Genomic DNA, 22,416 nt, shown 5'->3' on the forward strand with positions numbered 1-22,416 from the left:
AACCTTAGACCGCGCAAATGTTTGGATTTCAGGCAACCGCAGATCGTGTTTGATGAACTACGACAGGTTGCTTGATTTGGCGGGTGTTGCACTTCGGAGTTGAATTCGCGATGGTGTATTTATCCAAAAACGGCAAAAAGAGTAGGCAGAGAAAATCCAAGCAAAACAACACGTTAGACGGTATTATTAATTCGCTTGCCGCTTAAGGTTCTGTACATGATTAAACACTAGCCTTTTCGGTTTTTTGTGAGGTCAGGGAGTTGATATAGTCAGTCACAAACTGGCCAATTTCATGATGCCTCATACCATAGGCAATATTGGCCTTCATATAACCAGCCTTATTGCCACAGTCGTGGGACAGCCCTGTCATATGGAATGCATCAACAGTTTCTTGCTCAATCAACATGGCTATCGCGTCGATCAACTGGATCTCATTACCAGCTCCAGGAGGCGTCTTTTTGAGCAAGGGCCAGATATTATTGCTCAACACATAACGACCAACAACGGCCAGGTTGCTGGGGGCTTCATCAATATCCGGTTTTTCAACCAACCCGGTAATGGGTGCGGACTGACCTAGCTGCAACTTGACCTGATTGCAATCAGCTATCCCATATTTATCGGTATCAGCTCTTGGCACAGGCTCAACCATTACCTGGCTTTGTCCAGTCAACTTGTAACGCACCAACATGGCAGCCAAATTTTCGGTGTGTTGATCGGCAGTATATTCATCCAGAATGACATCGGGTAAAACAACTGCGAACGGTTCGTCACCGATGACCGGATAGGCACACAAAATGGCATGGCCCAATCCTTTGGCTTCTCCTTGACGCACATGCATGATGGTCACATTTTTCGGACAAATATTCTGTATCTCGTCGAGCAGCTTTCGTTTAACGCGAGATTCGAGTGTCGCCTCCAGTTCAAACGAAGTATCGAAATGGTTTTCGATAGCATTTTTTGAAGAGTGGGTTATAGTGATCAGTTTGCTAAAGAATATGCATATATTTTCGCGTTATTGGCTAGCTCAGTTCGTTTCTTTTCTTTATTAATCAATAATGTTATTGCATCAACCCAACGCTGGGGAACATTCTCCAACAGAATACCGTTGATATTTTGTTCGATAAAATCCTTATAGGGAGCACGATTACTATATACACCCACAGCACCCATTCTGACAAAGTCATAAAATTTTACAGGGCCGCGAGCAAAATTAAAATCTGAGTCAAGCAGCGGTGCCAATCCGATATCCAACTGATGGGTCTTGGTATATGCAAGATAATTTTGCCAACTCATGGGATGCAACACTGAAACTCTTGGCAGGTCTCGATAATATTTATAGATATCATGTTCGCCAAAAATTTCAAAGCTGGCACTAGGGCAGGCTTCCAATACCCCCTCGACGATTTGCCGCAGCCAGTACTTCTCTTCCCGATGAGAGCTTGAACCATGATAAGCGATTCTTACTGGTTTTCTTTTTTCAAGAAGTAATGGCGATGGTTTTGCGGAAACCATTTCCGGGTTAAGGTGGGAATACTTTTTAGCCAAAAAAGCAGTTGAAACCCAAATGTCATCGCAATACTGTGTGATCCATCGATGTTGAGCCGCCGACCGCCTTATTATCTTGGTACGATACTCTTTCGGTAACGTAGATAGAGCCGTCGGATCAAACAGATCATCATCCATGAAATAAACTATCCGAGAGCATCTGTCGATATATCTTTCTATGTGCTGTTGCCACTTCGGAGAGATAAATCGAATAATGACAAGGGCAGATCCTTCCGGAATAGATATTTCAGGGGAAACAAGAATGTCAACGCATTGACATCTTGCATCAGGAAACCGCCCGGTTATAGCCGATTCAAAATAGGCCAATGTCGGGGAATTCCCTTCATGCAAGATAAACAACTTATGACAATCTAGCGTAACAGCCCTCTGGTTTCCATAACTCTGCTTGTTAAGCTTTAAATATGGTTTAAACAATTTTTTTCTAATTATCTCATCCATATAAAGATTACTCAGATAGGATGGCTAAATATGATTGGCATTCCAACCTCATAAAAAATCAAAATCGATAAGAAAAATTTTCATGTGTTAAAAAATTAACATTATAACATGTGTCATTATTCAAATGATGCCCCATTTTATTTTTCATATAATAAACATCTCGTTGGAGTCTAGCTTGTTTCTCTCATGCATTCGTACGCCATGAAAAGTCTTCATGGGTGAGGGTCAGATTGGGGTTATAATAAGGGTCACTCAGCAACAGTTCACCCCATCGATTTTGCATCCATCTCACTTCGCTGCTAAATCTCTGCTGTTTTTCTGGTGTATCTTCAAAACCTCTGCTCACCGACTCGTGATGGATCATTTCAGCAAAAGGGGTCCAAAGATTACGGTATCCGGCTTCACGCACTTTCAGGCAAAAATCCACATCATTGAATGCAACTTTAAGCTCAGTATTCAGCCCACCAACTTGCTCAAATACCGCTTTACGCACAACCAAGGCAGCCGCGGTTACCGCAGAATAGTTCTGCACCAGACTCAACCGGGAGTGATATCCGTGGTGATGCTTGCCAAAATATTTATGGCTGTGGCCAGCAATACCACCAATACCCAATATGACCCCCCCATGCTGAATGCGCCCATCAGGGTAATACAGCTTGGCGCCAACACAACCAATATCAGGGCGGCTGACCTGACTGACCATCTCGTCCAGCCAACCGCCATCCAAAATCTCGATGTCATTGTTAAGTAATGCAACAATGCTGCCTTTGGCCGCGGCGACCCCAGCGTTGTTGATTGCCGAGAAGTTAAACTCATCATCGAAGTCAATAATCCGGGCCTGATTATGATTCCGCAACGTTTTAAAGTAGCTCAGCGTTTTTTGGCATTGGCTTTGGTTATTCATCACCAACAGTTCGAAATTCGAATAATCCGTGAACTTGTAGATACTATCAATACATTGTTTCAGCAGTTCATAGCCATCACGGGTAGGTATGATAATGCTTACCAATGGTCTGGGCTCCGGCATCGGCCATTGCACACGAAAACAGTTATTTAAGGCATGCTTACTGACCCGAATGTCCTGCTCTGAGGGCGCAAAGTAATGAGTTAACGCGGCAAGCCCGGCTTCCTGGGTATAGTTTTTTTCGCTGCCACTTAACGCGGTTGAGCCTTCTATTGCACGCCAGTGATACAAAATGGCTGGGACATGCACAATGTCCTCATCCTTTACCTTGGCAATGCAGCGCAACAACAGGTCATAATCTTGGCTGCCTTCCACACCTTCCCGGAAGCCACCGGCAGAGCGAACAAGGGTAGTATCCAATACTGTAAAGTGACAGATATAATTATGGGAATAAAAGAGATCGCGATTCCAAGCAGATTTAAAATGAGGGTTAAAGCGCTGCCCTGCCTCATCAATTTTGTCTTCATCGCTGTAGAGCACTTTTGCATGCGGCTTGGCATTTAACGCCTGCACTACTGATAACAAAGCATCTGGCGCCAAACAGTCATCATGATCCAGTAGCCCGATATAAGCTCCGCTGACAAGCTCAAGGGCACTGTTACTGGCGGCAGAAATATGGCCATTTCGCGTCCGATAAGAAACGTTGATACGGCTATCCTGCCTGCTGTACCGCTCAAGCAACGGCCGAATATGTGCCTGAGTAGACGCATCATCGGCAATGCACAATTCCCAATGAGGATACGACTGGCAAATGACCGACTCAATAGCTGACCGCAAAAAGACCTCATTGATATTGTATGTCGCCATCACTAACGAAATCAGAGGTTTAACCGTCAGTGATGCCAGGGCTGTGGTCACTTGCTTGGGCTGCAGGGGGGGCGGCTCATAGAGCGCCAACCACTGACTGTAAGGCATACCTCGCTGTGCTGACTCAAAACACTTGCCGTAAAGGGCCAACAACTCAGTGTCAGATTGTTGCTTGCAGTCAGTCATGCCCCTGGCAGACAGTTTTTTTACCATCAGCTTACGGGCATACCCCGCAGTCAAGCGACTTAAGGAAACTTGGTTAACCGTTAAAAAACAGGCTTGTTCCAGCGGGTCAAAACGCATCCGCAGCGGCTTGCTAGCAAAATAGACGGCCCGCTTACTCAATTTCCCCGATTGCAACGGCAGCACTATGGCCTCTTGTTCAACAAAGCCATTGCCATAGTCTACATAGAGCTTGGCCTCCATCCGCGTCACTGTGCTGCTAAGCTGCACCGAAAACATAAACCAACCGGCGCGAAATCCCCCAAGCGGCTTTACTCTGAAGCTCGGGTCGTTGCCGACCGAACGCCACTGATACAGCCCCGCAGCACGATACAGTTCACGGACTGGTTGCAGCTCAAAAACCGGAGATGGGTAAAGCTTGCTGCACCACTTTTGCCAGCCACGTTGCAGGCGGCTAAGGCCCATCGCCTTGCGCTCCCGAGTGGCCAATAGATCAAGAACTTTGCCTATTTCTTCATTCAGTGAGGGCAACCAAGGCTCAAGCCAGTCGCAGCGCTCATCATTAAGGTCATGTTGTTTAAAAAATCTGTCGAGGCGCTGGCTGCTCGTGGTGGCACGCCCCCGGGGCTGCTTACGAGTTTTGAACTCTTCATAGGATTTAATCACATAGTGATTAACCCTTAAGCCCTCCCAGCAAACTTGCTGACTCATGCCCTCTGGATGCTTACGATCAAAGGCCATTTGTTTGCCATTAGGGTAGGCATATCCCCCCGCACTCAGGTCTGCTTTGTGGGGATTGCTCATCCGCAGGCAACTGCGCGGCCTCACTATGGTTTTAATATGCCGGTTAACCCCCTGATGCTGAAATGCTCTGTGGCTAAAGCGCTCTGTCACCAAATCGGGCCCTGCCTTGTGCTGGCCGGATGAGCCAAACACCGCCCAGTTCATGCCAATGGCACCAATCCTGGCATCGTCACTCAGGGCTAAGAGTCTCTCCCGCACCGTCTCTCCCGGCGTCGGTACAATAAATTCATCGGCATCGATAAAGGCCAGCCAATCAACCTGATTTCCGAATTTTGCCAGCAGCAGGTTATAGGCTGGCAATTGCGGCGCCCCACCTGCTGGGGTAGTAAAGCGCACTCGGGTAATCAGCCCTGCTGCATGCAACGCAGTTAACAGCTCAGAAGAACCATCTTCACTGTCATTATCGGCAATGTAAAAGCGCTCAAACCCCATCAGGCGATGGAAGGCCAACCACTCAATAATATAGGGGTGTTCATTTTTAAAAATGGCCGCTATGCCTAAAATCATTCTGTATACCTGAAAAAGCCGGATGTATTGAGCCGTGCAACTAACGCGCTAAAAAGGAGGAATATATTACTGCTTATGATTCAGAAAGGTCGTTATGTAACGGTCAACTGAATGCAGCCCCGGCAGGCGGGGCCGCAACGTATCACATTGCTTAAAAATCGTTCGCACTAGTCAGCACCAAACAAATCACGGCTATAGACCTTGTCCTTTACATCCAACAATTCATCTACTAGACGGTTGGCCACAATCAGATCGCAATCCGCTTTAAAGGCAGCAAGGTCTTTGTACACCTTGGAGTGGAAAAAATCGTTTTCCTTCATTACCGGTTCATACACCACTACCTCAATGCCCTTGGCCTTAATACGCTTCATAATGCCCTGAATGGCCGAGGCACGAAAATTATCCGAACCCGCCTTCATAATCAGCCGATGAATACCTACACGCTTAGGATTGCGCTTCACAATAGAGTCGGCGATAAAGTCCTTGCGGGTGGTATTGGCATCCACAATGGCACGGATCAGGTTATTGGGCACATCCTCGTAGTTGGCGAGCAACTGCTTAGTGTCTTTTGGCAAACAATAGCCACCATAGCCGAATGAGGGGTTGTGATAATGGTTGCCGATACGTGGGTCGAGGCCTACCCCTTCAATAATCTGACGGCTGTCTAAACCGTGGGTTTCAGCATAGGTGTCCAACTCATTAAAGTAAGCAACCCGCATCGCCAGATAGGTATTGGAAAACAGCTTAACGGCCTCTGCTTCTGTGCTGTCACTAAACAGAATAGGGATGTCTTGCTTCACTGCGCCTTCGGCCAACAACTTGGCAAAAACTTCCGCGCGTTCACTGCGCTCGCCGATAATAATGCGGGAGGGGTACAGGTTGTCATAAAGCGCTTTGCCCTCACGTAAAAACTCAGGTGAGAAGATGATGTTGTCGGTGCCAAACTGTTCTTTAATCGCTTTGGTGTAACCCACAGGTACAGTTGACTTAATCACCATCACCGCGTTGGGGTTAACCGCCAGCACATTTTCAATCACAGCTTCGACTGAACGGGTATTAAAGTAGTTGGTGGCAACGTCATAATCTGTTGGCGTGGCGATAACCACAAAATCTGCGTCTTTATAGGCGCGTTGCCAATCGAGGGTTGCTGTCAGGTTTAACGATTTTTCTTTCAGGAACAATTCAATCTCAGTGTCCTGAATGGGTGAGATATCGTCATTAATCATGGCCACTTTCTCTGGCACAATATCAACGGCAATAACTTCATGTTGCTGTGCCAGCAGCACCGCATTGGACAATCCAACGTATCCGGTTCCGGCGATTGCAATTTTCATTATGTTAATTCCAAGAATTCTTAAATTTGTTCAGAAGTGAATCATTAGGGTATATAGCTAGGGACTGATTAAGCAGTTCTGAGGCTCGACTTACATCGGATAATTGCTTATATCCAGTTATACCGAGGCGATAAAACTCAACTTCCCCGAACAGTTTTATTCCCTGTTCGGCTGCATCCACTAGTTCGCGATTCAATCCTAACATTTGCGCAATTGTGCACAACCGTCTATAGAAATCACGGTGTGGAAGTATTTGTATTGCGCGTTTGATGGCACCTAAAGCCATATTATAGTCTTTCTTCTCTAGCAATATACTAGTGTATGTATTCCACGCATGACAACAGCTTGTATTAATTGCGAGTGAGTGAAAAATGTTTTTCTCACTTAGCTCGAAATCTTTTAGTTTTAGCTGTACGGATGATAACTCCCTCAAAAAAAGAGGGTCATTAGGTTTGTAAAAATTCGCATTTTCGAAACATTCTGCTGCATCCGCATCCCTGTTTTGTTGCTTGTAAACCCTACCGATAAAGGCAAATACGCTTGCTTTATCATTGTTGTTTAATCTATCAGAGTGTTTGAGCAAAATTCTATGCGCAACATCAACCAATTTGGGTTTGTTTAGACAAATATACTCAATAAGTGCTTTTACCCTAATTGATGAGTTTACTCTCCCTTGATGTAGCATCACTTTAAGGCTTACGATGTCGTGTTTGCTGCATATGTCTACGAGTGAAGACACTTTGGCTGACGAATTCATAGTTAAAATGGGGAAGTGTCCAGTAAAGGGACTGTTAAAACAAAATACTTTATCAGATAAGCTTGAGATTAAGTTGGCATTGTATTTGTCCCACCGATAATAGTGGTCGTAAACCAAATAAACTGGGCACGTTATCTCATCCTTGATTATTTTGTTACCGCCAGTTATTCCACTTTTGAAAAATCTATAAAAGCGATGATCAATTTCAATGTCAATTTCTGATTCAGCTATGCTAAATATAGGGGCGAAGGCAACTACGGCATTGGCCCTAAATTTAGAACCGAACTTGATGGCAGCATATGCACCAGCAGATGTGCCGTAACATATAATGTATTCATATTGAGATATGATATGAGCGCACTTATCTGCAATTTGTTCTACTGAACTAGTTGGATACCAACTTCTATTTTTGGCAACCAAGCCTAGAATGTTTATATTTTCACTTTTTAACCCACCGCCCCAGATTTTTTGACCTTCACCTGCCCCATTAAGCGGCGCGAAAGTGATTAGAAGTGTTTTGCAGTTATTATTACTTTGATAGCCACAGAAAATAGAGTCATCATTGTATATTTCTTTAAGCATACCTGTACCTGATTGGCGTTGTTGACTAAATCCGAAGTGGGGAGAGCTTTCCTCAAGCGGCTTATTCCGCTCAGTGGCGGATTCAACTCTGAAGTGCAACGCCCGCTTAAAAATCAGGCAGCTTTGAACAATTCGTCAAAAACCATCTGAGGTTGTCTAAATCCCAAACATTTGCGGGGCCTGAAGTTGAGCCTCTTTTCGAAGACTGAAAGTGCCTCCACTGTCACCAGGCTCAAATCGCTGCCTTTGGGTACATATTGCCGCAGCAGGCCATTGCTGTTCTCATTCTGTCCTCGCTCCCATGAACAGTAGGGGTGGGCAAAGTACACCTGCGCCTCCAGCGCGGCCGCGACCCGCTCATGTTCGACAAACTCGCTGCCATTGTCGGCGGTGATCGTATGAACATGAGCCTTGTAGGGTTTCAGCATGCTGATAACGGCGTCAGCCACCGCGCTGGCCGTCTTGCCGGGGACGTATCGAACCAGATACAGTCGGGTTTTACGCTCCACCAAGCTGACGATGGCGCCGCTGCCTTGCTTGCCCAGAACGGTATCGACCTCCCAGTCCCCCAGACGGCTACGTTCATCGACTATCGCAGGCCGTTCATCAATCGACATGAGGTATCCTGACAAGATCGGACAGTCCCGGATCAAGCAGCCTGAGCCGTTTTCCAATACCTCTTGTTAAACTCCGCCGGGCTGATATTGCCAAGTCGTGAGTGCCGACGTTGGCGGTTGTAAAAAATCTCTATGTATTCCTGAATCGCGGCCTTGGCCTCCGCTCTGGTCTTGAATCTATGGTGGTGAACCAGTTCATTTTTAAGAGCCCCCCAGAAACTTTCTATCGGGGCATTGTCGAAGCAGTTCCCCTTGCGTGACATGGAGGTCTGCATGCCAAATTGTACCTGGAGAGCCCGGTAAGCCTTGGCACAGTACTGACTGCCCCGGTCTGTGTGATGGATAAGCCCATCGGGCGGCCTCTTCTGCTGCACAGCTCGAAACAGGGCCTGACTGACCAACCCGGTGGTCATTCTCTCTCCCATCGCATAGCCCACTATTTCACAGGTAAACACATCCTTGAGTCCTGCCAAATAGAGCCAGCCCTCGTCGGTGGCGATATAGGTGATATCACCGGTCCAGACTTCGTTGGGCTTCGTTGGCGCAAAGACCTGACCAAGGAGATTCTCCGCCACCGGCAGGGAATGGGAAGAATGGGTTGTCGCCTTGAATTTGCGCTTTTGTTTGCAAGACAACCCCATTTCACGGCGCAATCGCCCAATTCGGTCCCGCCCGGCGTAAAATCCTTCGGCAGCCAACTCAGCTTGTAAACGCACTGCGCCATAGGTCTGGCGCGTCTTGCTGTGAGCCGCCCGAATGGCGACCTTGAGTCGCTCATCTTCTTGTTGGTGCTGTGACGGTGGACGCTGGCGCCAGTGGTAGAAGCCCGCCCGAGAGACCTCCAGCACACGACAGATAACGGAAACGGGATAGAGGTCCTGCTGTTTGGCTATCCACGCGTACTTGGCAGTGATTCCTGAGCAAAGTACGCGGCGGCCTTTTTTATGATGTCGCGCTCCATGTTGGCTTGTGCGAGAGCTTTACGCAGCCGGGCCACTTCTGCCTCCAGCTCGGCGACAGAACGCGCTCCGGGAATAGCCGATGTGTCCTTTCCTCCTTTGGCTGCGACCACCCAGTTGCTCAGTGTGCCTTTGGCAATCCCCAACCTTCTGGCGGCTTCAGCTTGGCTGAGGCCTTGCTCCAACACCAGTCGAACCGCCTCTGCCCGAAACTCTGGTGAATAGTGTTCTCTCGATTTCATTCAATACCCCCGATTGTCTAATCGTAACAATCGGGACTGTCTGTGACAATCAGGATACCTCAGTGCCATAGTCCTTGAGAAACTCAAACAGGCTGTAGCCTTTCTGGAATTGGACTTTGCTTTTGGCCATGATCTCACACCTCGATAACTGTACGTAAGATCAGTATAGTTCGTTGTGACTGCTAATCATGGGTAATCAGGTACCTGTATCCCTGTATCCGCACCAGGGCGGGATCGCACTTTGTTAACAAATTTTGAACTGGCAAATCGTCTGTGATCTAATCGCTCCCCTGGTCCAGAGGAGCTCAAGTCATGGACGTGGTGTTTGGTGAGGATGCGTCCCGGATAGCCATGGAGGATGCCGTGGAGAATATGGCCCTGTTTCGACGCTTCGTGATGAACATTATCACTCAGAGTCAATGTGACGCGCCAAGCCAGCCAGGGCGAGAGCACACTAACCTAAAAAATGAACAATTAGGTCAAAACGCCAGCCATTCGTATAAATGCCACTCATACCTCGAAGTAAAACTGAGTGCTATTTACTCACCGGTTGGGTGTTTTATGATCGAAAGTCATATTTGTTACTTGATTTAACAAAGTATGCTCCCGCCCTGCCAAGCCAGCGAAACAAGTTGAAAAGAGCGGGCTGGAACGATGATTATCGGGCACAGTTATTCTTTGGTTGAAAATCAAGCAAAGTGCGCTCCCGCCCTGGTATCCGCACTAAATGGCGTTTGTATAGAACTCTTCGTGATCAAGTTCGGTTAGGTGCGAGATGCCAAGTTCAACTCGAGCTTTATCTCCTATGGCTTTGGCATTCCAAATATATTTAAACCATAGTTCCTTGCTTTCAGGCCAAATTGTGACTAGTTTTGATGAGAGGTCCATTGCTGAGTGGAGATCTCCAGATTTAATATGGTGATCACGAATATCAAGTAATTCTTTTTGGCTTGTGTCTACGTTCGAAAAGACTCTTCTGTCAGCCATATAACTACATGCTATTCTGTGAAGCTTAGGTGCTAGTTTTTTATTGATTGTTGCTTCAAGGGTTAAGCTAAGCAGTTTGAATTCAAAATCAAAGAACTGGAAAATTGATGCGTACTCATTTGTCTTTGTAATATTGTTATACGCATTATAATATTTAGAGCCGCTCCAGTTTAATGACTTCTCAGTTGAGAATTTGCTATTATTTATGCTACTAACTCTCCCCAGAGGGTCTCTATTTAGAGACATGTGAATTCCACACTCAGGGCGTAATTGAAAATCAGGAGAAATAGATATATTTTTTCTAGACATGATTTCATAAAGGACATACTCATCGTTGACCTTGGTCAGATCAAGATCTGAGATATCCGGAATCGGGTAATAGTCATCGTACTTACAAAAATGGAGTCCCGATAGCCTAGGGTATGGAGTGCTTAAGCTTGACTCTCTTAAAATATTGCTGAAAGGGATATCGTATTCATTCATCAAAGCTAGGTGAGTTTGCATCACATCATCTAGAATGAGTAAATCTATATCTCCAATATATATATATTGAGACTTAAAGCTAGGCTTCTCAATAAATCTTATTGTATTTGGGATTATGTTAACTTTAGAGTTTATCGACTGCATAAATGAAAAACGCTCACCGAATAGGCTCCGTAACACTCCAATACCGGATATATTTTCGGCCAAAAATTCATCAAGCTCTTCAAAAAAAATCTCTACAGTGGCGTGGTTATTTGTAGATAGAGCAAAAAAAGTATAAGGTAATGCAAACATACTATATCTTTTGTCTGCGTATGAGATAATATTTAGCTTGTGCATTTTATATTTCCTTGATAGCTGTAACAAAAGCTATAGGTATTGGTGGATATAAAATCTGGCTCAGTGAAGATAAATCGGTCCAATGTTTAGCCGTATCTATTTGTGATGTGCTGGCCTTGCTACGACTTATGTCAGATTTCATAACTATTACTATTTAGGTGAAATTAACTATATTTATTTAGAGTGTTCCGCGATCAATTTCCTGAAATTTTCTCGAAAAACCGCAGTTCAGATAGTGCCGCTTTCCTTACGCTAAACTCTTGAGACTTATCAATAGCAGCGTTAATCATTTTCCTTCTTGCAATTTTTGGCATTTCAAAAAACTGGATAATATTGGCAGCCACTTCGTCTTCATTGTGCATGTTATGCACAAAGGTGTTTATGCCATGTTCTGCATATTCGTAGCCACCACCAACAGCAGGAATTACCGGGACACAACCACATGCCATCGCTTCCAGGCTGGTTCTGCCAAATGCCTGAAAATCTGAGGCATCCAAAAACATGCCACTGCCGCGAAGCAAGCTGGCGACTTGTACCCGTTTCAATACACCATGATTGGTAAACTCAAAATCGCGTACGACATTGGAGGATTCCAACTCGTCATTAGTACAACCGAAGATATCAACCGAAAGCTGTGGCAGTGTTTTTTTAACGGCTCTGAGGATCCGCATAGTGCGATATGGTGCCCGTCTGGGAGACTTGGGTCTAACCATGGCCGACAGTCTGAGCTTGTTGTAATCTAAATTGGGGAAATAAACTGAGTGGTCTATGCTGGGCTCTACTTTAGCCACTTTTACACCATGGTTTTTATAGACAATATTTTGTTGCCACTGGGTTTTTGTAAATATGTTTAAGCCAGGTATTGCTGTATAACTGTCATAAGCTTCCTGCCACAGTGGGCTGCCCTTCTCCGAGAAGAGTGGTTCATAGTCCTGCACATAATAAGCAGGTATGACACTGGGTTTAAGCTTTTTGATAGCCTTTAGTATTTTTACTGAGGTGAAAATAGTTGCAACAACAATTGATCCTTCTGCAATGTTGGCGGCCAAATCTGTTTCGTTTTTGAATTCAATAAAACGACCGACAACCAATGGCATATCTGCATAGTTGACTTTCATGGACATCATGTTTCCGCTGTTTATCGCAACGTGAACATCTATGCCCATAGATATCATTTCGTTTGCCTCTTGAATGACGGAGTGCGCGCCACCACCACCGCCACCTACAGGGAGAATAAATACAACTTTCATTTACATTCCTTAAACTTCATAAAGAGGAGCGATCGTTTGACGTGCTTTCACTAAAACGTCATGATTGTAAAGTTTTTTAGAGACAAGCCCCCAGTTGTAGTCTGGGTGTTTTTTCTTCAAAGCAACGCTGCCTTTATCGGAAAGTTCCGTTCTGATGTCGTGCCCAAAACTTTTTGACTTATGATGGTATACATAACTATTCGGGCATACCAATAGGCGATATCCCCTTTCAATCAATCTGGCACAAAGGTCATTCTCTTCTCCATAGCCCTTTGGAAAAGCGATTTCATCAAGTTTTCCGACCTCAAAAAATAACTCTCTATTGATTAACTGACAAAAGCCATTTAATACCCCGGCGTCGGCAAATTCATATTGCCGATTTAAATTAAGCTGGAAGGCAATATCATTTGGTGTCAGACCGGCTGGTATCAGGTTGAAGTCCCATCCACCATTCTTTGAGAGAACATTAGGTACAGACTGCCAACTTGCAGCGTTCCCAAGAGGGCCAATAATGGCAACCTTGTCTTCCGTTGTCCCTTCCAGAAGATTCTCAAGCCAAAATGGTGTTACCACAGTATCGCTATTTAACAACAAGACCCACTCTGACTCTGCTAGTTCAAAGCCTTTATTAACGTTAGCGGTGTAACCTACATTCTGTTCTTGATGGTGCACAGAGATAAAATCGTATTTATCGGCATATTCATCAAGCACATCGGATATTCCATCGGTAGAGCAATCGTCAACTAGTAAGATTCTATATGCTATATTAGTGTGTTTGATTATTGATTCTAAACACTCAATCACATACTCTTTTGCATTATATACAGGAATCACGATGTCAACTGGTGAGTACTTTGACTTTTTCACATTAACGATATCGGTCTTCACCCCTATTGGATTTCTTTTTAATACATCGTAGTATCCGGCTATGATATCAAGTTGAGAGGCGATGGCCGGGTCTTCAATAGCGGAGAATACTTCTTCTTTTTTGAACGACGTTTGTTGATGTAATGACACGCTAAAGTCATCTGCTTGATTGTTCGCATTAAACTCTACTGCTAGTCGATATTCATGATAATCAGAAGTCGTGTTGATTAAATCGCAAATAGAGTTGTAATCCAAAATGAATATCCATTCATATCTATCATTTTCTAGCTTTTGACATGATAGACGCAATTTGTTTAGTATTTTGTCTTGTGCTCCTTTCGCATAAATATATACTGATTTAATTAGCTTGTCGCAGTCACCCGTTGCAGTAATTTTTCCCTGCATAGGCATGCTTTTGATATTTTTCAGATCAAGAGAGTATGCGATCCTGGAGTACCCTAACAGTTTGCCTATATTGATGCTGATTCCTGAGTCACTCTTGGCTGCGATAAACTCCGATTTATTACCGTTCTTAGCCTCATATATAACACCAGGAGCAATCAAAATTTTTCTTCGTAGTTTTATGAATTTTCGAGGTAATTTATAGTTGGATAGACTACTGTTAATTATAGAAACACTCTCTTGATTGGTTTTTAATTTTTCGAACTTTGGTTTCGAAATTAGAATTTTTTCATTCGAATTTTTAACTAACAAACCACCCAAGTCTATATATGATGAGCTGTCAATATATAGAGTCAATACAATAGATGATGCACCTTCGATTAAATCAAAATTGAAACATGATAAGGGTGTAGTATAAGTGTTCCACCCTGGAGATATCTCCAATCTGGAACTTGCTGTTACTATTTGTTCGTTATCCAGTAGCTCAACCAGAACTTGTGCTGCCTTGTTGGTATTGAGTATCAACTCGATAATATCATTAGAATAAATCCCTTGGACAAGACTCTGCCCGATAGCAATAATTTTTTGCTTGCTTGTTTTGGCATTCGATATTCGATAGAAAAATTCCGAACAAATTGATTTTTCATATTCGCTCGACTGCACTAATTGAATGTTAAGCCCATCATCCAATCTTGAACTTTGATTTTTACTGATAGATTTGTTATAGAAATTAATGAAATGTGGGTCTTTGTTTTTTATATTATCATTACCTAACAGAGCTCTGCTAAAAAGCACTTTATCCTGACCAACGTAAACTGCAACATCTAATTTTTCGTAGTCGCTAGATGCAAATTCTACGTCGAATGCAGCAATCCCGTTAGCAATTCCGTGTGCTTGCAAGTCATCTCTGAAGGATAGCTCAGGGAGTTCTAATGACAATTCATTTACCTTCAAGGTAATAGGTGTCACTATAGGCATCTTATTAGATAAAGCAACCCACCCTCTGACTTTGTTTTTTGTGACCTCATCAATAGAACCTATATAACCGAGAGGTGTTTCTTCTCGAGCCTTATCGTCTAGTTTAGACTTTAATTTATTTACGAGACTTTTAATTCTTTTCATTAGCTTAATTGTCCGATGATGATTTTCGATGTGTGTTTTTTATAGTGAATACGAATTGATGGCGCTGTTCCCGTTACGTATTGATGAGTCGATTGACACCACAAAACAACCATGAACGGGCTGTGTTTGGCTCCTGACAGACAACACGGATGATGTAAAATCTCAGTTCGAGTTCGTCTCTGTTGAACGGCTTGCCACCCACTTCCCTAATCGCTGCGACTATAAACGACCTCTTTCACAGCCCTTAAAAATCGCGGGGTTTCGTAATCTTGCCCTGACCACAGAGCAGGGCGGGATCGCACTTTGTTAACAAATTTTGAACTGGCAGATCGTCTGTGATCTAATCGCTCCCCTAGTCCAGAGGAGCTCAAGTCATGACACTCATTGAACATCTCACTCTCGTTGAAGAAACCCGTTCTGATATCAACCGCAAGCATGATTTGGTGGACGTGATGTTCCTCGTCATCAGCGCCATCATGGCCGGTGCTGAGGGCTGGCGTGATATCCAGACCTTCGGCGACTCGAAAGCGGATTGGTTGCGCTTATATCGACCCTTTACTCATGGCATTCCGCGTCGTCATACCATCGCTCGCATCCTACGGACCATCGTCGTCGAGTCCTTGCTGTGGCGCGCCAAGCCAGCGAAACAAGTTGAAAAGAGCGGGCTGGGACGATGATTATCGGGCACAGTTATTCTTTGGTTGAAAATCAAGCAAAGTGCGCTCCCGCCCTGGACCACAGAGCGCTTCGCTTCAGAAGGTTAAAAGCCAAGATTTTTTGCTTTTGCTGTTCTTCTGCTTTTCTTCGTGGACCTTCGTGTCCTTCGTGGTCGATAGTTTTTTTCAAGAGCATTCTCCACGAAGCGCTCGTTGCACTCGCTTCACGGCGTGTTTGGCCAGGGGCGATTGCAGGCCGCCGGTGATGGAGATAATGCGATCGCCAATATTTTGCAGTGACCGGATCAGTTTTAATATCTCATCGGTTTCACCACTGTTGGAGATCATATCTTGCATCACCCTATCAATCCTGATGCTCACGCAATGTAGCCAATCCCATCACCACCAAGCCATAAAACAGGCAAAGCAATACGCCAACCGTGGTCAGATTATAGAGACGACGTGGATATTCAGCCTCTTCCGCCAATGTCGGGCGCGTGACAACTAATAAGTGTTTAAGTTTGCGATAGGCTTCTACGCGGGTTTGCTCCAGACTGATAAGGCCCGTTTTGTAGAGATCGGCAGCCAGAGTGGCCTGAGTTTGCAGATCCATATATTGGGCGGTGATTTCGTTCATCGCCTCAGGCGCCACTTGATTGTCAGCACCGGCATCATGAGTGGTCAATTTCGCCTTTTCCTGTTTCAGTTGCTTGCTTAACGCACCAACACGACTTTGCACCGATACCACCGCAGGTGCGCTCTCTTTCATATAACTGCGCAATTGCTTAAGTTCTGCCTGCTGGCGCACCAGTTCAGCTTCAATTTCACTGACCACACCAAGGCGGGCAGTGCTGGTTGATTCAGGGCTGATCAGCTGATAACTATTTTGAAACGCCAGCACCTTGGCTTTCTCTGCCTGCAAAAGTTGATGAGAACGGTTAACCTCTTGTTCGACAAACGCGAGCTGATCCATGGCGACCTGATGGCCCAGTTTGTTGATAAATCCTTCCGCTTCTTTCAGCATTAAGCTGACTACCTGCTGGCCATATATAGGATCAAAAGCCTGAAGTTCGATACTTAATACCCCGGAGAGTTCATCAAGACGCAAGATCAGATGATCACGGTAATATTCCAGAAACTCTTCGCGGGTGGCCTCCCCCGATAAACGCGAGAAGAAGTCGGCATCATGGCTTTGGTAGTGCGCTTTAAGCGCCAATTCGCGGTCGAGCTTGGCCAGCAGATCCCAGGAACGCAGGTACTCTTGTACCAGCAATACGTCCTGATGATTGCTACCACCCAGCCCCAACATAGACAGGGCATCTGGCAACATTTTAATCTGGTCGGCCTGCTTGATAATGATGTCGCTTCGGCTGACATAACGGTCTGTAGCAACGCCGCCAAAATAGATCGATGCCACGACAAAACAGGCGACCACCCATAAAAAGCTACCCAGTTTCAGACTCTGTTGCCATGAACGATGAGCGATTTTATAACCGCTGGAATCAATAAAGAAACGCTTCGGCTCTTTGCCAAGCTTGCGTATTTTGCGTACAAAGCGTGATGACTTTTCTGTTCTGATAGGTTGTGTCATGTTTGATTGTGCTTATTATAGATTTTGATAAATACGGATCGCATCGTCGATATTGTCGAATATTTCCAGTTGACCGTTGCGCAACAATATCCCCATATCACACTGCTGACGCAGGTTCTTCATATCGTGCGACACCATAATCAGGCTGGCGGTTTCACGTTTTTGGTTAAAGACGTCGATGCACTTCTGCTTAAAGCGAGCATCGCCCACCGAGGTGATCTCATCGGTGAGGTAGATATCAAAGTCAAAGGCCATACTGACGGCGAATGAAAACTTCGATCTCATACCACTGGAATAACTCTTGATGGGCAGCTCGAAGTGTTGGCCTATTTCGGCAAACTCCTTGACCCACTCTTCGATGGCACGGGTATCGCGCACGCCGTGAATGCGGCAGACAAAACGGGTATTTTCACGCCCCGTCATGCTGCCCTGAAAGCCTCCCCCCAGCGCCAGCGGCCAGGAGACCCGACATTGACGGGTGACTTTGCCTCTGCTTGGCGTATCCATGCCGCCCAGCAGCCTGAGCAGGGTGGATTTGCCCGCGCCATTGGCGCCGAGAATGCCGATGTTGCGCTGGCGCGGCAGGGTGATATTGACATCGCGCAGCACATAGTTGCGACCAAACCTGGTCGGATAATATTTCGAAACGTTTTCCAGAATAAGCATAATATCAGTGCTCAACATCAGGCCGGTTAACTGGCAATCAGGCGCCGGTGGGTCAATCGATAACAGCTCATGGCAAAGGTGAGCAATACCAGTGTGATAGCGGCAAAATAAGTCCAGCTGGCAGTGGGGCTGCTGTAGCCAGCAAGCCAGCCGCTGCGGATCAGCTCGATGGCATGCACCAGCGGATTCCACAAAAACCAGTGTTGATATTGTTGGGGAATGCTCGCTAGGGGGTACATGACACAGGAGATAAACATCAACGGCATCATCAGCAGACCGAGAAACTTTTTTGCCTCTTCCACCAGGGTGCCTACCACGCAAAAGATGATGCCAAGGGCAAATGAAAAGACCATCAGGAGCTGATAGCCCAAGATCACCTGCAAGGGGTCGGCAGGAATGGCATCAAAACCAAACCACAGCAGTCCCAGTATCAGAATGCTGCCGACCAGCAAACCGATGGTGACCTCCAGCAGAAAGCGGGCAATGAAGGTAGCAAAGGGTGTGACCTGCCGGTAACAGAACAGCCCCATATTGGCGCTGACAGCCGATTGCAACTTGCCGACCACATTTTTAAAGAAGATAAAGGGCAGATAGCTGGCCGTGATAAACAACGGAGCCGGCGCCCCGCCAAATCCGCTGTGGCCCCGCAATCCGAAAATCAGGCTGAATGCACCTATCATGAGCAAGGGGTCGAGCAACGCCCAGACATAACCCAGCCGATAACTGCCAAAACGGGTCTTCAGCTCACGGATCAGCAGGCCAAAGGTGACATCGCGTAATACCTGAAAGGCACTGCGCGGGGCGGGGCGGTGTAACGTTGTTTGCATAGTGTCGTCTATTACCGGGAGACCGGTGAATGACGCCATTCACCGGCCTTGCTCGAGATGGAAAGGGATCAATCGATAGCAACGTTGGCCGCCACGGCGATCTGATAGATGATTTGGGTAATATCCTTGACCGATTGCATGGTTTTGCTGTCAACCTTGGGCAACACTAGGATTTGATCACCGGGCTGGACACTCCCCTTATCTTTAAACTCCACCAATCCGTTGGCATGCACCACGGCAATCCGCTGGTCATTCGCACGCTCGGTGAATCCGCCCGCCCAAGCCACGTAGTCATCGAGCGTCGCATTGGCGTTATAGACCACGGCCTGTGGCATCAAGACTTCCCCACCGACTTGAATCAGGTCCGTTCTGTTCGGGATAACAATCTGGTCACCCTGTTCCAGCTGAATGTTCGCAACAATCCCTTTGTCTGCGACCACCACCTTGCCAAGAGGCTGGATTTTTCTGGCCTTCTCGACAAAGCGCATCACCAGTTCTGCCTCTTTGGCACGGATGGCCGCTTCACCATCCGAGCTGGCGGGCGCAGTAAACACACTGCGCTCCAACCGGTTGAGCGACTCTTCCAACATCTCTTTTTGCCGCGCAGCGACACTCTTGCGCATCAGGTAGATGGATTGGTAATCGGCAAGCTGTGGGTCAATGGGAATATGGTTGAGCAGCTCATGCAGCTTGGTCTGCTTGCGCACTGTGAAATAGGAAGGCCCCATATAGCTACCAGCGACCTGCACATCATAAACCTGAGCATGCATGTCATCGTTGAACAAAACTTTGTCACCATCCTTAAGCTGGAGGCTGGCAAAATCCTTGTAAGGTAAATAGATGGAGAATGGACCACTTGGACGGTCACCTATCACCCCGACATGGCTCACCTTGGCAAGCGGCAGTGCATAGTTGACCAGCTCCGAGCCTAGCGTATTGCGCTGAGTCAACTCGAAACGGAATGGATTACGCACCTTGCCCGCGACATTTATCATCGGGCCCTGTGGCTCTACCAGGATGACATCCTGATCTTTAAAAGAGAGCTTGGGCATTTTGCCGTGCTGCATGAATTCATACAGATCGATTTTTTGGATGACCTGGTTCTGGCGTAATACCTTGATTTGACGATAGCTGCCGCGCTCCGAGTCGATCCCCCCTGCCCGCTTTAAAAAATAGAGCACACTGTCAGAGGATTGACCCGCATACTGGCCTGGCCGTATTACCGGGCCAGTGACAAACACACTCACGGGAGTTGTTGTCAGCAGGTTGACGTAGATATTGACATTATTTGTAAAAACATCGCCAATCCTGCTGGTCACCAGATTATTGACTTGGCTGGCAGGTACATTCTTGACATTTATCGGGCCCACATCAGGAATGAAAATATTGCCTTGATTATCTACCGTCACTACATTTGAAAAATTGACGGCCCCCCAGATCCAGATATTCAGCTTGTCGCCTGGTGCAATCAGATAATTGTCATTCAAGCCATCGCTGCGTTCGGTTTCATAGCCACCGGCGAACAGGTTGGCGCCATAAGGCGGCGGCAATCCGGCCTCGGCTTGGGGCAGCAGTTGGCGCACATCGCTTTCACCGGGCAATAGCATCCCCTGACGATTTTGCTGGGTGAAACTGCCGGTGGTGGCGTTGCGATTGGCTTCGCCACTCAACGATGGTGCGCCACCGAGCTGGGGTCCGGCACCAATAGCCGGAGGTGCCGACAGGTTATAGCCAAACGACTGTCCACCCGCTTGCGCCGGATCGGATTTATTATTCGCCGCAAGGGTCAATGGAGCCATCCCGAGCAGGGCCAGGGTCACCACCAGTTGGCGGGGAAGGGAGCTTTTCAATGCGGGATCCTCAATTCGATTCGACAACTTGCAAACTGTTAACCGGAAGCTGTTCCAGTTGCGGGATCAGATACCACTGATCCGCCCGCTGGCAGGCTATGCGCTTTTCGCTGCGGCTGGACGCGCCGTTAGAGAGCGAGCGCTGAAACAGCAATTCCCGACAGGCATGGCCGAGGGCCGACGTATAGACAGGCCCCGGCGTGAAGGTTCCGTTCGTAACGGCAACGCTATTGCCCTGTTGCAGGGAATTAAGCACCTGCTGTTGCTCGGCGGGAAGAGCAATGAGTCCATCGGTAGCGGTCTGATTAACCAGCGGGATTGATGCTGCGACCTGCTTGGGTTCACTGGCGCAGCCGCCAAGCAAAATGGCCAGCGAGAGGGCCAGGCACTGAGTTGCATGGTTCATGGTTGAGTGATTTCCGTGTGTATAACGAGCACAAAATTGAACCTGTCAGGAGAAGTCTCGCGCTGAGTGTGACCCGACAGGATTGAATGATAATTCGTTGGAGAGTTGGCAAGCGATGTAACTGTTTATTTTTTATGATTTTTTGTAGCATAGCTATTTTACACCATAGCTACCGCACAGCGCTGCACAGGACAGTTCTGCAATCATCAATAATTGTCGATGCTTAAGATCGATAGAATACTAGGGATGCACATCGAATTGTTCCGGCGCAATTCAGTTAACCTGAAACAAATCAGTTGTTTATCCAAATGTACGTCGTCCTTGAGCACCAATATGCTGACCATTTATCTGATAAGAAAGGGTATGTTCAGAAGAGAATGGTGCATGGATTCGTGTCGCCAATGGTAAACCGCCTAAGCTGAATACAACCTGTTAGGCTGTTCATGATTTGAACATTTTCCTCTTGAATTCGGAACGTGTCAATCTCACTTGAGTGTATGAGCAATTAGTGCTTAACCTGCCCACCGGCAACCAACTGGCCTTTCCTGCAACCTTATCTCCCGCTCGCTTGCAGCAATTCCTGATGGCGCTGTCGGCATGACGCCGCGGGGGGACATCTATCTGGTGACCGGCGTGACTGACATGCGCAAGTCGATCGATGGTCTGGCTATGATCGTCAGTGACGTGCTGGCGCTGGATCCGATGAGTCAGGCCTGGTTTATCTTCTGCAATCGACCCCGGGGCAAACTCAAGATCCCACGCATGGCGATCGCTCAATAACATTCATGCCAATCGCCCAATAACATCCCAAGCCGATCACTTTTTTCCTCTATGGGAAACCATGATCGGCATGAATGTGAGCGTAATAGATCAGAATGGCCGAACGCCATCAAGTACTAAAAAACCAAAATCAGGTGCGAAATCACTTATTAAGAGATAGTAACCGATTGAACCCAACAATGTCCAGAATGACCTCCGGTCAAATCAGGGGGTTGGTCACGAAATGGTCACGGTTTGGTCACGGTCACGAACATCAAGCGGGCGTTTCAAATTGCAGATATGAAAAAAAGCCCAACCTGTTCAACAGGTTGGGCTTTCTATTTAGTGGCGGAGCGGACGGGACTCGAACCCGCGACCCCCGGCGTGACAGGCCGGTATTCTAACCGACTGAACTACCGCTCCGCATTCGGTTAGCTTTCGCTAAATCATT

Annotated in this window: 15 protein-coding genes, 1 tRNA gene and 4 pseudogenes; 3 read left to right on the forward strand and 17 right to left on the reverse strand. The window is 46.6% G+C overall.

What is annotated here, in order from left to right; genetic code table 11:
- Positions 1 to 220: 220 nt before the first annotated feature.
- From PG883_RS18035 to PG883_RS18065, 7 genes and pseudogenes are all read right to left on the reverse strand, one after another.
- A pseudogene (locus PG883_RS18035) lies at positions 221 to 1,012 on the reverse strand (sugar phosphate nucleotidyltransferase); the annotation flags it as partial.
- Positions 979 to 1,683: a glycosyltransferase family 1 protein gene (locus PG883_RS18040; protein WP_232300660.1), complete on the reverse strand. Its 705-nt coding sequence runs from the start codon at positions 1,681 to 1,683 to the stop codon at positions 979 to 981. The pseudogene PG883_RS18035 and the gene PG883_RS18040, both read right to left, overlap by 34 nt.
- A 505-nt stretch (positions 1,684 to 2,188) precedes the next feature.
- The gene (locus tag PG883_RS18045) at positions 2,189 to 5,269 is read right to left on the reverse strand and encodes a glycosyltransferase (protein WP_084214826.1); all 3,081 of its coding nucleotides are present in this window, start codon (positions 5,267 to 5,269) and stop codon (positions 2,189 to 2,191) included.
- A gap of 167 nt (positions 5,270 to 5,436) precedes the next feature.
- Complete coding sequence (locus tag PG883_RS18050; RefSeq protein WP_042048221.1) at positions 5,437 to 6,603, reverse strand: nucleotide sugar dehydrogenase; 1,167 nt, start codon at positions 6,601 to 6,603, stop codon at positions 5,437 to 5,439.
- 4 nt (positions 6,604 to 6,607) lie between these two features.
- Positions 6,608 to 7,942 (reverse strand): tetratricopeptide repeat protein, encoded by a 1,335-nt coding sequence (locus PG883_RS18055; protein WP_156991825.1) that lies wholly within the window; start codon positions 7,940 to 7,942, stop codon positions 6,608 to 6,610.
- Positions 7,943 to 8,055: 113 nt separating this feature from the next.
- A pseudogene (locus PG883_RS18060) lies at positions 8,056 to 8,559 on the reverse strand (IS30 family transposase); the annotation flags it as partial.
- Positions 8,560 to 8,591: 32 nt separating this feature from the next.
- Positions 8,592 to 9,760 (reverse strand): IS3 family transposase gene (locus tag PG883_RS18065; protein ID WP_270807514.1). Its coding sequence is split into 2 segments (ribosomal slippage): positions 8,592 to 9,505 and positions 9,505 to 9,760, totalling 1,170 coding nucleotides; the frame shifts between segments, so codons are not numbered across the junction.
- A 309-nt stretch (positions 9,761 to 10,069) separates the two neighbouring features.
- On the opposite strand from PG883_RS18065, the pseudogene PG883_RS18070 reads away from it, so the two are divergent.
- Positions 10,070 to 10,198, forward strand: a pseudogene (locus PG883_RS18070) (ISAs1 family transposase); the annotation flags it as partial.
- A 285-nt stretch (positions 10,199 to 10,483) separates the two neighbouring features.
- On the opposite strand, the gene PG883_RS18075 reads toward PG883_RS18070, so the two are convergent.
- The 3 genes from PG883_RS18075 to PG883_RS18085 all read right to left on the reverse strand — a co-directional run bounded on the left by PG883_RS18075 (position 10,484) and on the right by PG883_RS18085 (position 15,210).
- Entirely contained in the window at positions 10,484 to 11,569 is a 1,086-nt protein-coding gene (locus tag PG883_RS18075; protein ID WP_042048218.1) for a hypothetical protein, read from the reverse strand.
- 194 nt (positions 11,570 to 11,763) lie between these two features.
- Entirely contained in the window at positions 11,764 to 12,819 is a 1,056-nt protein-coding gene (locus PG883_RS18080) for a glycosyltransferase (protein WP_042048217.1), read from the reverse strand.
- Between the two features lie 9 nt (positions 12,820 to 12,828).
- The gene (locus PG883_RS18085) at positions 12,829 to 15,210 is read right to left on the reverse strand and encodes a glycosyltransferase family 2 protein (protein ID WP_270807518.1); all 2,382 of its coding nucleotides are present in this window, start codon (positions 15,208 to 15,210) and stop codon (positions 12,829 to 12,831) included.
- Positions 15,211 to 15,584: 374 nt separating this feature from the next.
- Here PG883_RS18085 and PG883_RS18090 point away from each other — a divergent pair.
- A pseudogene (locus PG883_RS18090) lies at positions 15,585 to 15,836 on the forward strand (transposase family protein); the annotation flags it as partial.
- A gap of 216 nt (positions 15,837 to 16,052) precedes the next feature.
- Here the strand turns inward: PG883_RS18090 and PG883_RS18095 are convergent.
- The 6 genes from PG883_RS18095 to PG883_RS18120 form a co-directional block, all read right to left on the reverse strand.
- Entirely contained in the window at positions 16,053 to 16,223 is a 171-nt protein-coding gene (locus PG883_RS18095; protein WP_156991822.1) for an SIS domain-containing protein, read from the reverse strand.
- A 7-nt stretch (positions 16,224 to 16,230) separates the two neighbouring features.
- Entirely contained in the window at positions 16,231 to 17,457 is a 1,227-nt protein-coding gene (locus tag PG883_RS18100; protein ID WP_270807520.1) for a sugar transporter, read from the reverse strand.
- A 15-nt stretch (positions 17,458 to 17,472) separates the two neighbouring features.
- Complete coding sequence (locus tag PG883_RS18105; protein ID WP_042048214.1) at positions 17,473 to 18,123, reverse strand: ABC transporter ATP-binding protein; 651 nt, start codon at positions 18,121 to 18,123, stop codon at positions 17,473 to 17,475.
- 26 nt (positions 18,124 to 18,149) lie between these two features.
- Entirely contained in the window at positions 18,150 to 18,950 is an 801-nt protein-coding gene (locus PG883_RS18110) for an ABC transporter permease (protein ID WP_042048213.1), read from the reverse strand.
- 68 nt (positions 18,951 to 19,018) lie between these two features.
- On the reverse strand, positions 19,019 to 20,800 hold the full coding sequence (locus PG883_RS18115; protein ID WP_270807523.1) for a polysaccharide biosynthesis/export family protein: 1,782 nt from the start codon (positions 20,798 to 20,800) through the stop codon (positions 19,019 to 19,021).
- Positions 20,801 to 20,810: 10 nt separating this feature from the next.
- Positions 20,811 to 21,206, reverse strand: coding sequence for a hypothetical protein (locus tag PG883_RS18120; RefSeq protein ID WP_042048212.1), 396 nt, complete (start codon positions 21,204 to 21,206; stop codon positions 20,811 to 20,813).
- A gap of 597 nt (positions 21,207 to 21,803) precedes the next feature.
- Between PG883_RS18120 and tnpB the strand changes: the two genes are divergently transcribed.
- The gene (gene tnpB / locus PG883_RS18125) at positions 21,804 to 21,986 is read left to right on the forward strand and encodes an IS66 family insertion sequence element accessory protein TnpB (RefSeq protein ID WP_201964321.1); all 183 of its coding nucleotides are present in this window, start codon (positions 21,804 to 21,806) and stop codon (positions 21,984 to 21,986) included.
- Positions 21,987 to 22,311: 325 nt separating this feature from the next.
- On the opposite strand, the gene PG883_RS18130 is transcribed toward tnpB, so the two are convergent.
- Positions 22,312 to 22,388, reverse strand: a tRNA-Asp gene (locus PG883_RS18130).
- Positions 22,389 to 22,416 lie beyond the last annotated feature (28 nt).

The sequence above is a fragment of the Aeromonas sp. QDB25 genome, assembly GCF_027707725.1.
Classification (GTDB): domain Bacteria; phylum Pseudomonadota; class Gammaproteobacteria; order Enterobacterales; family Aeromonadaceae; genus Aeromonas; species Aeromonas caviae.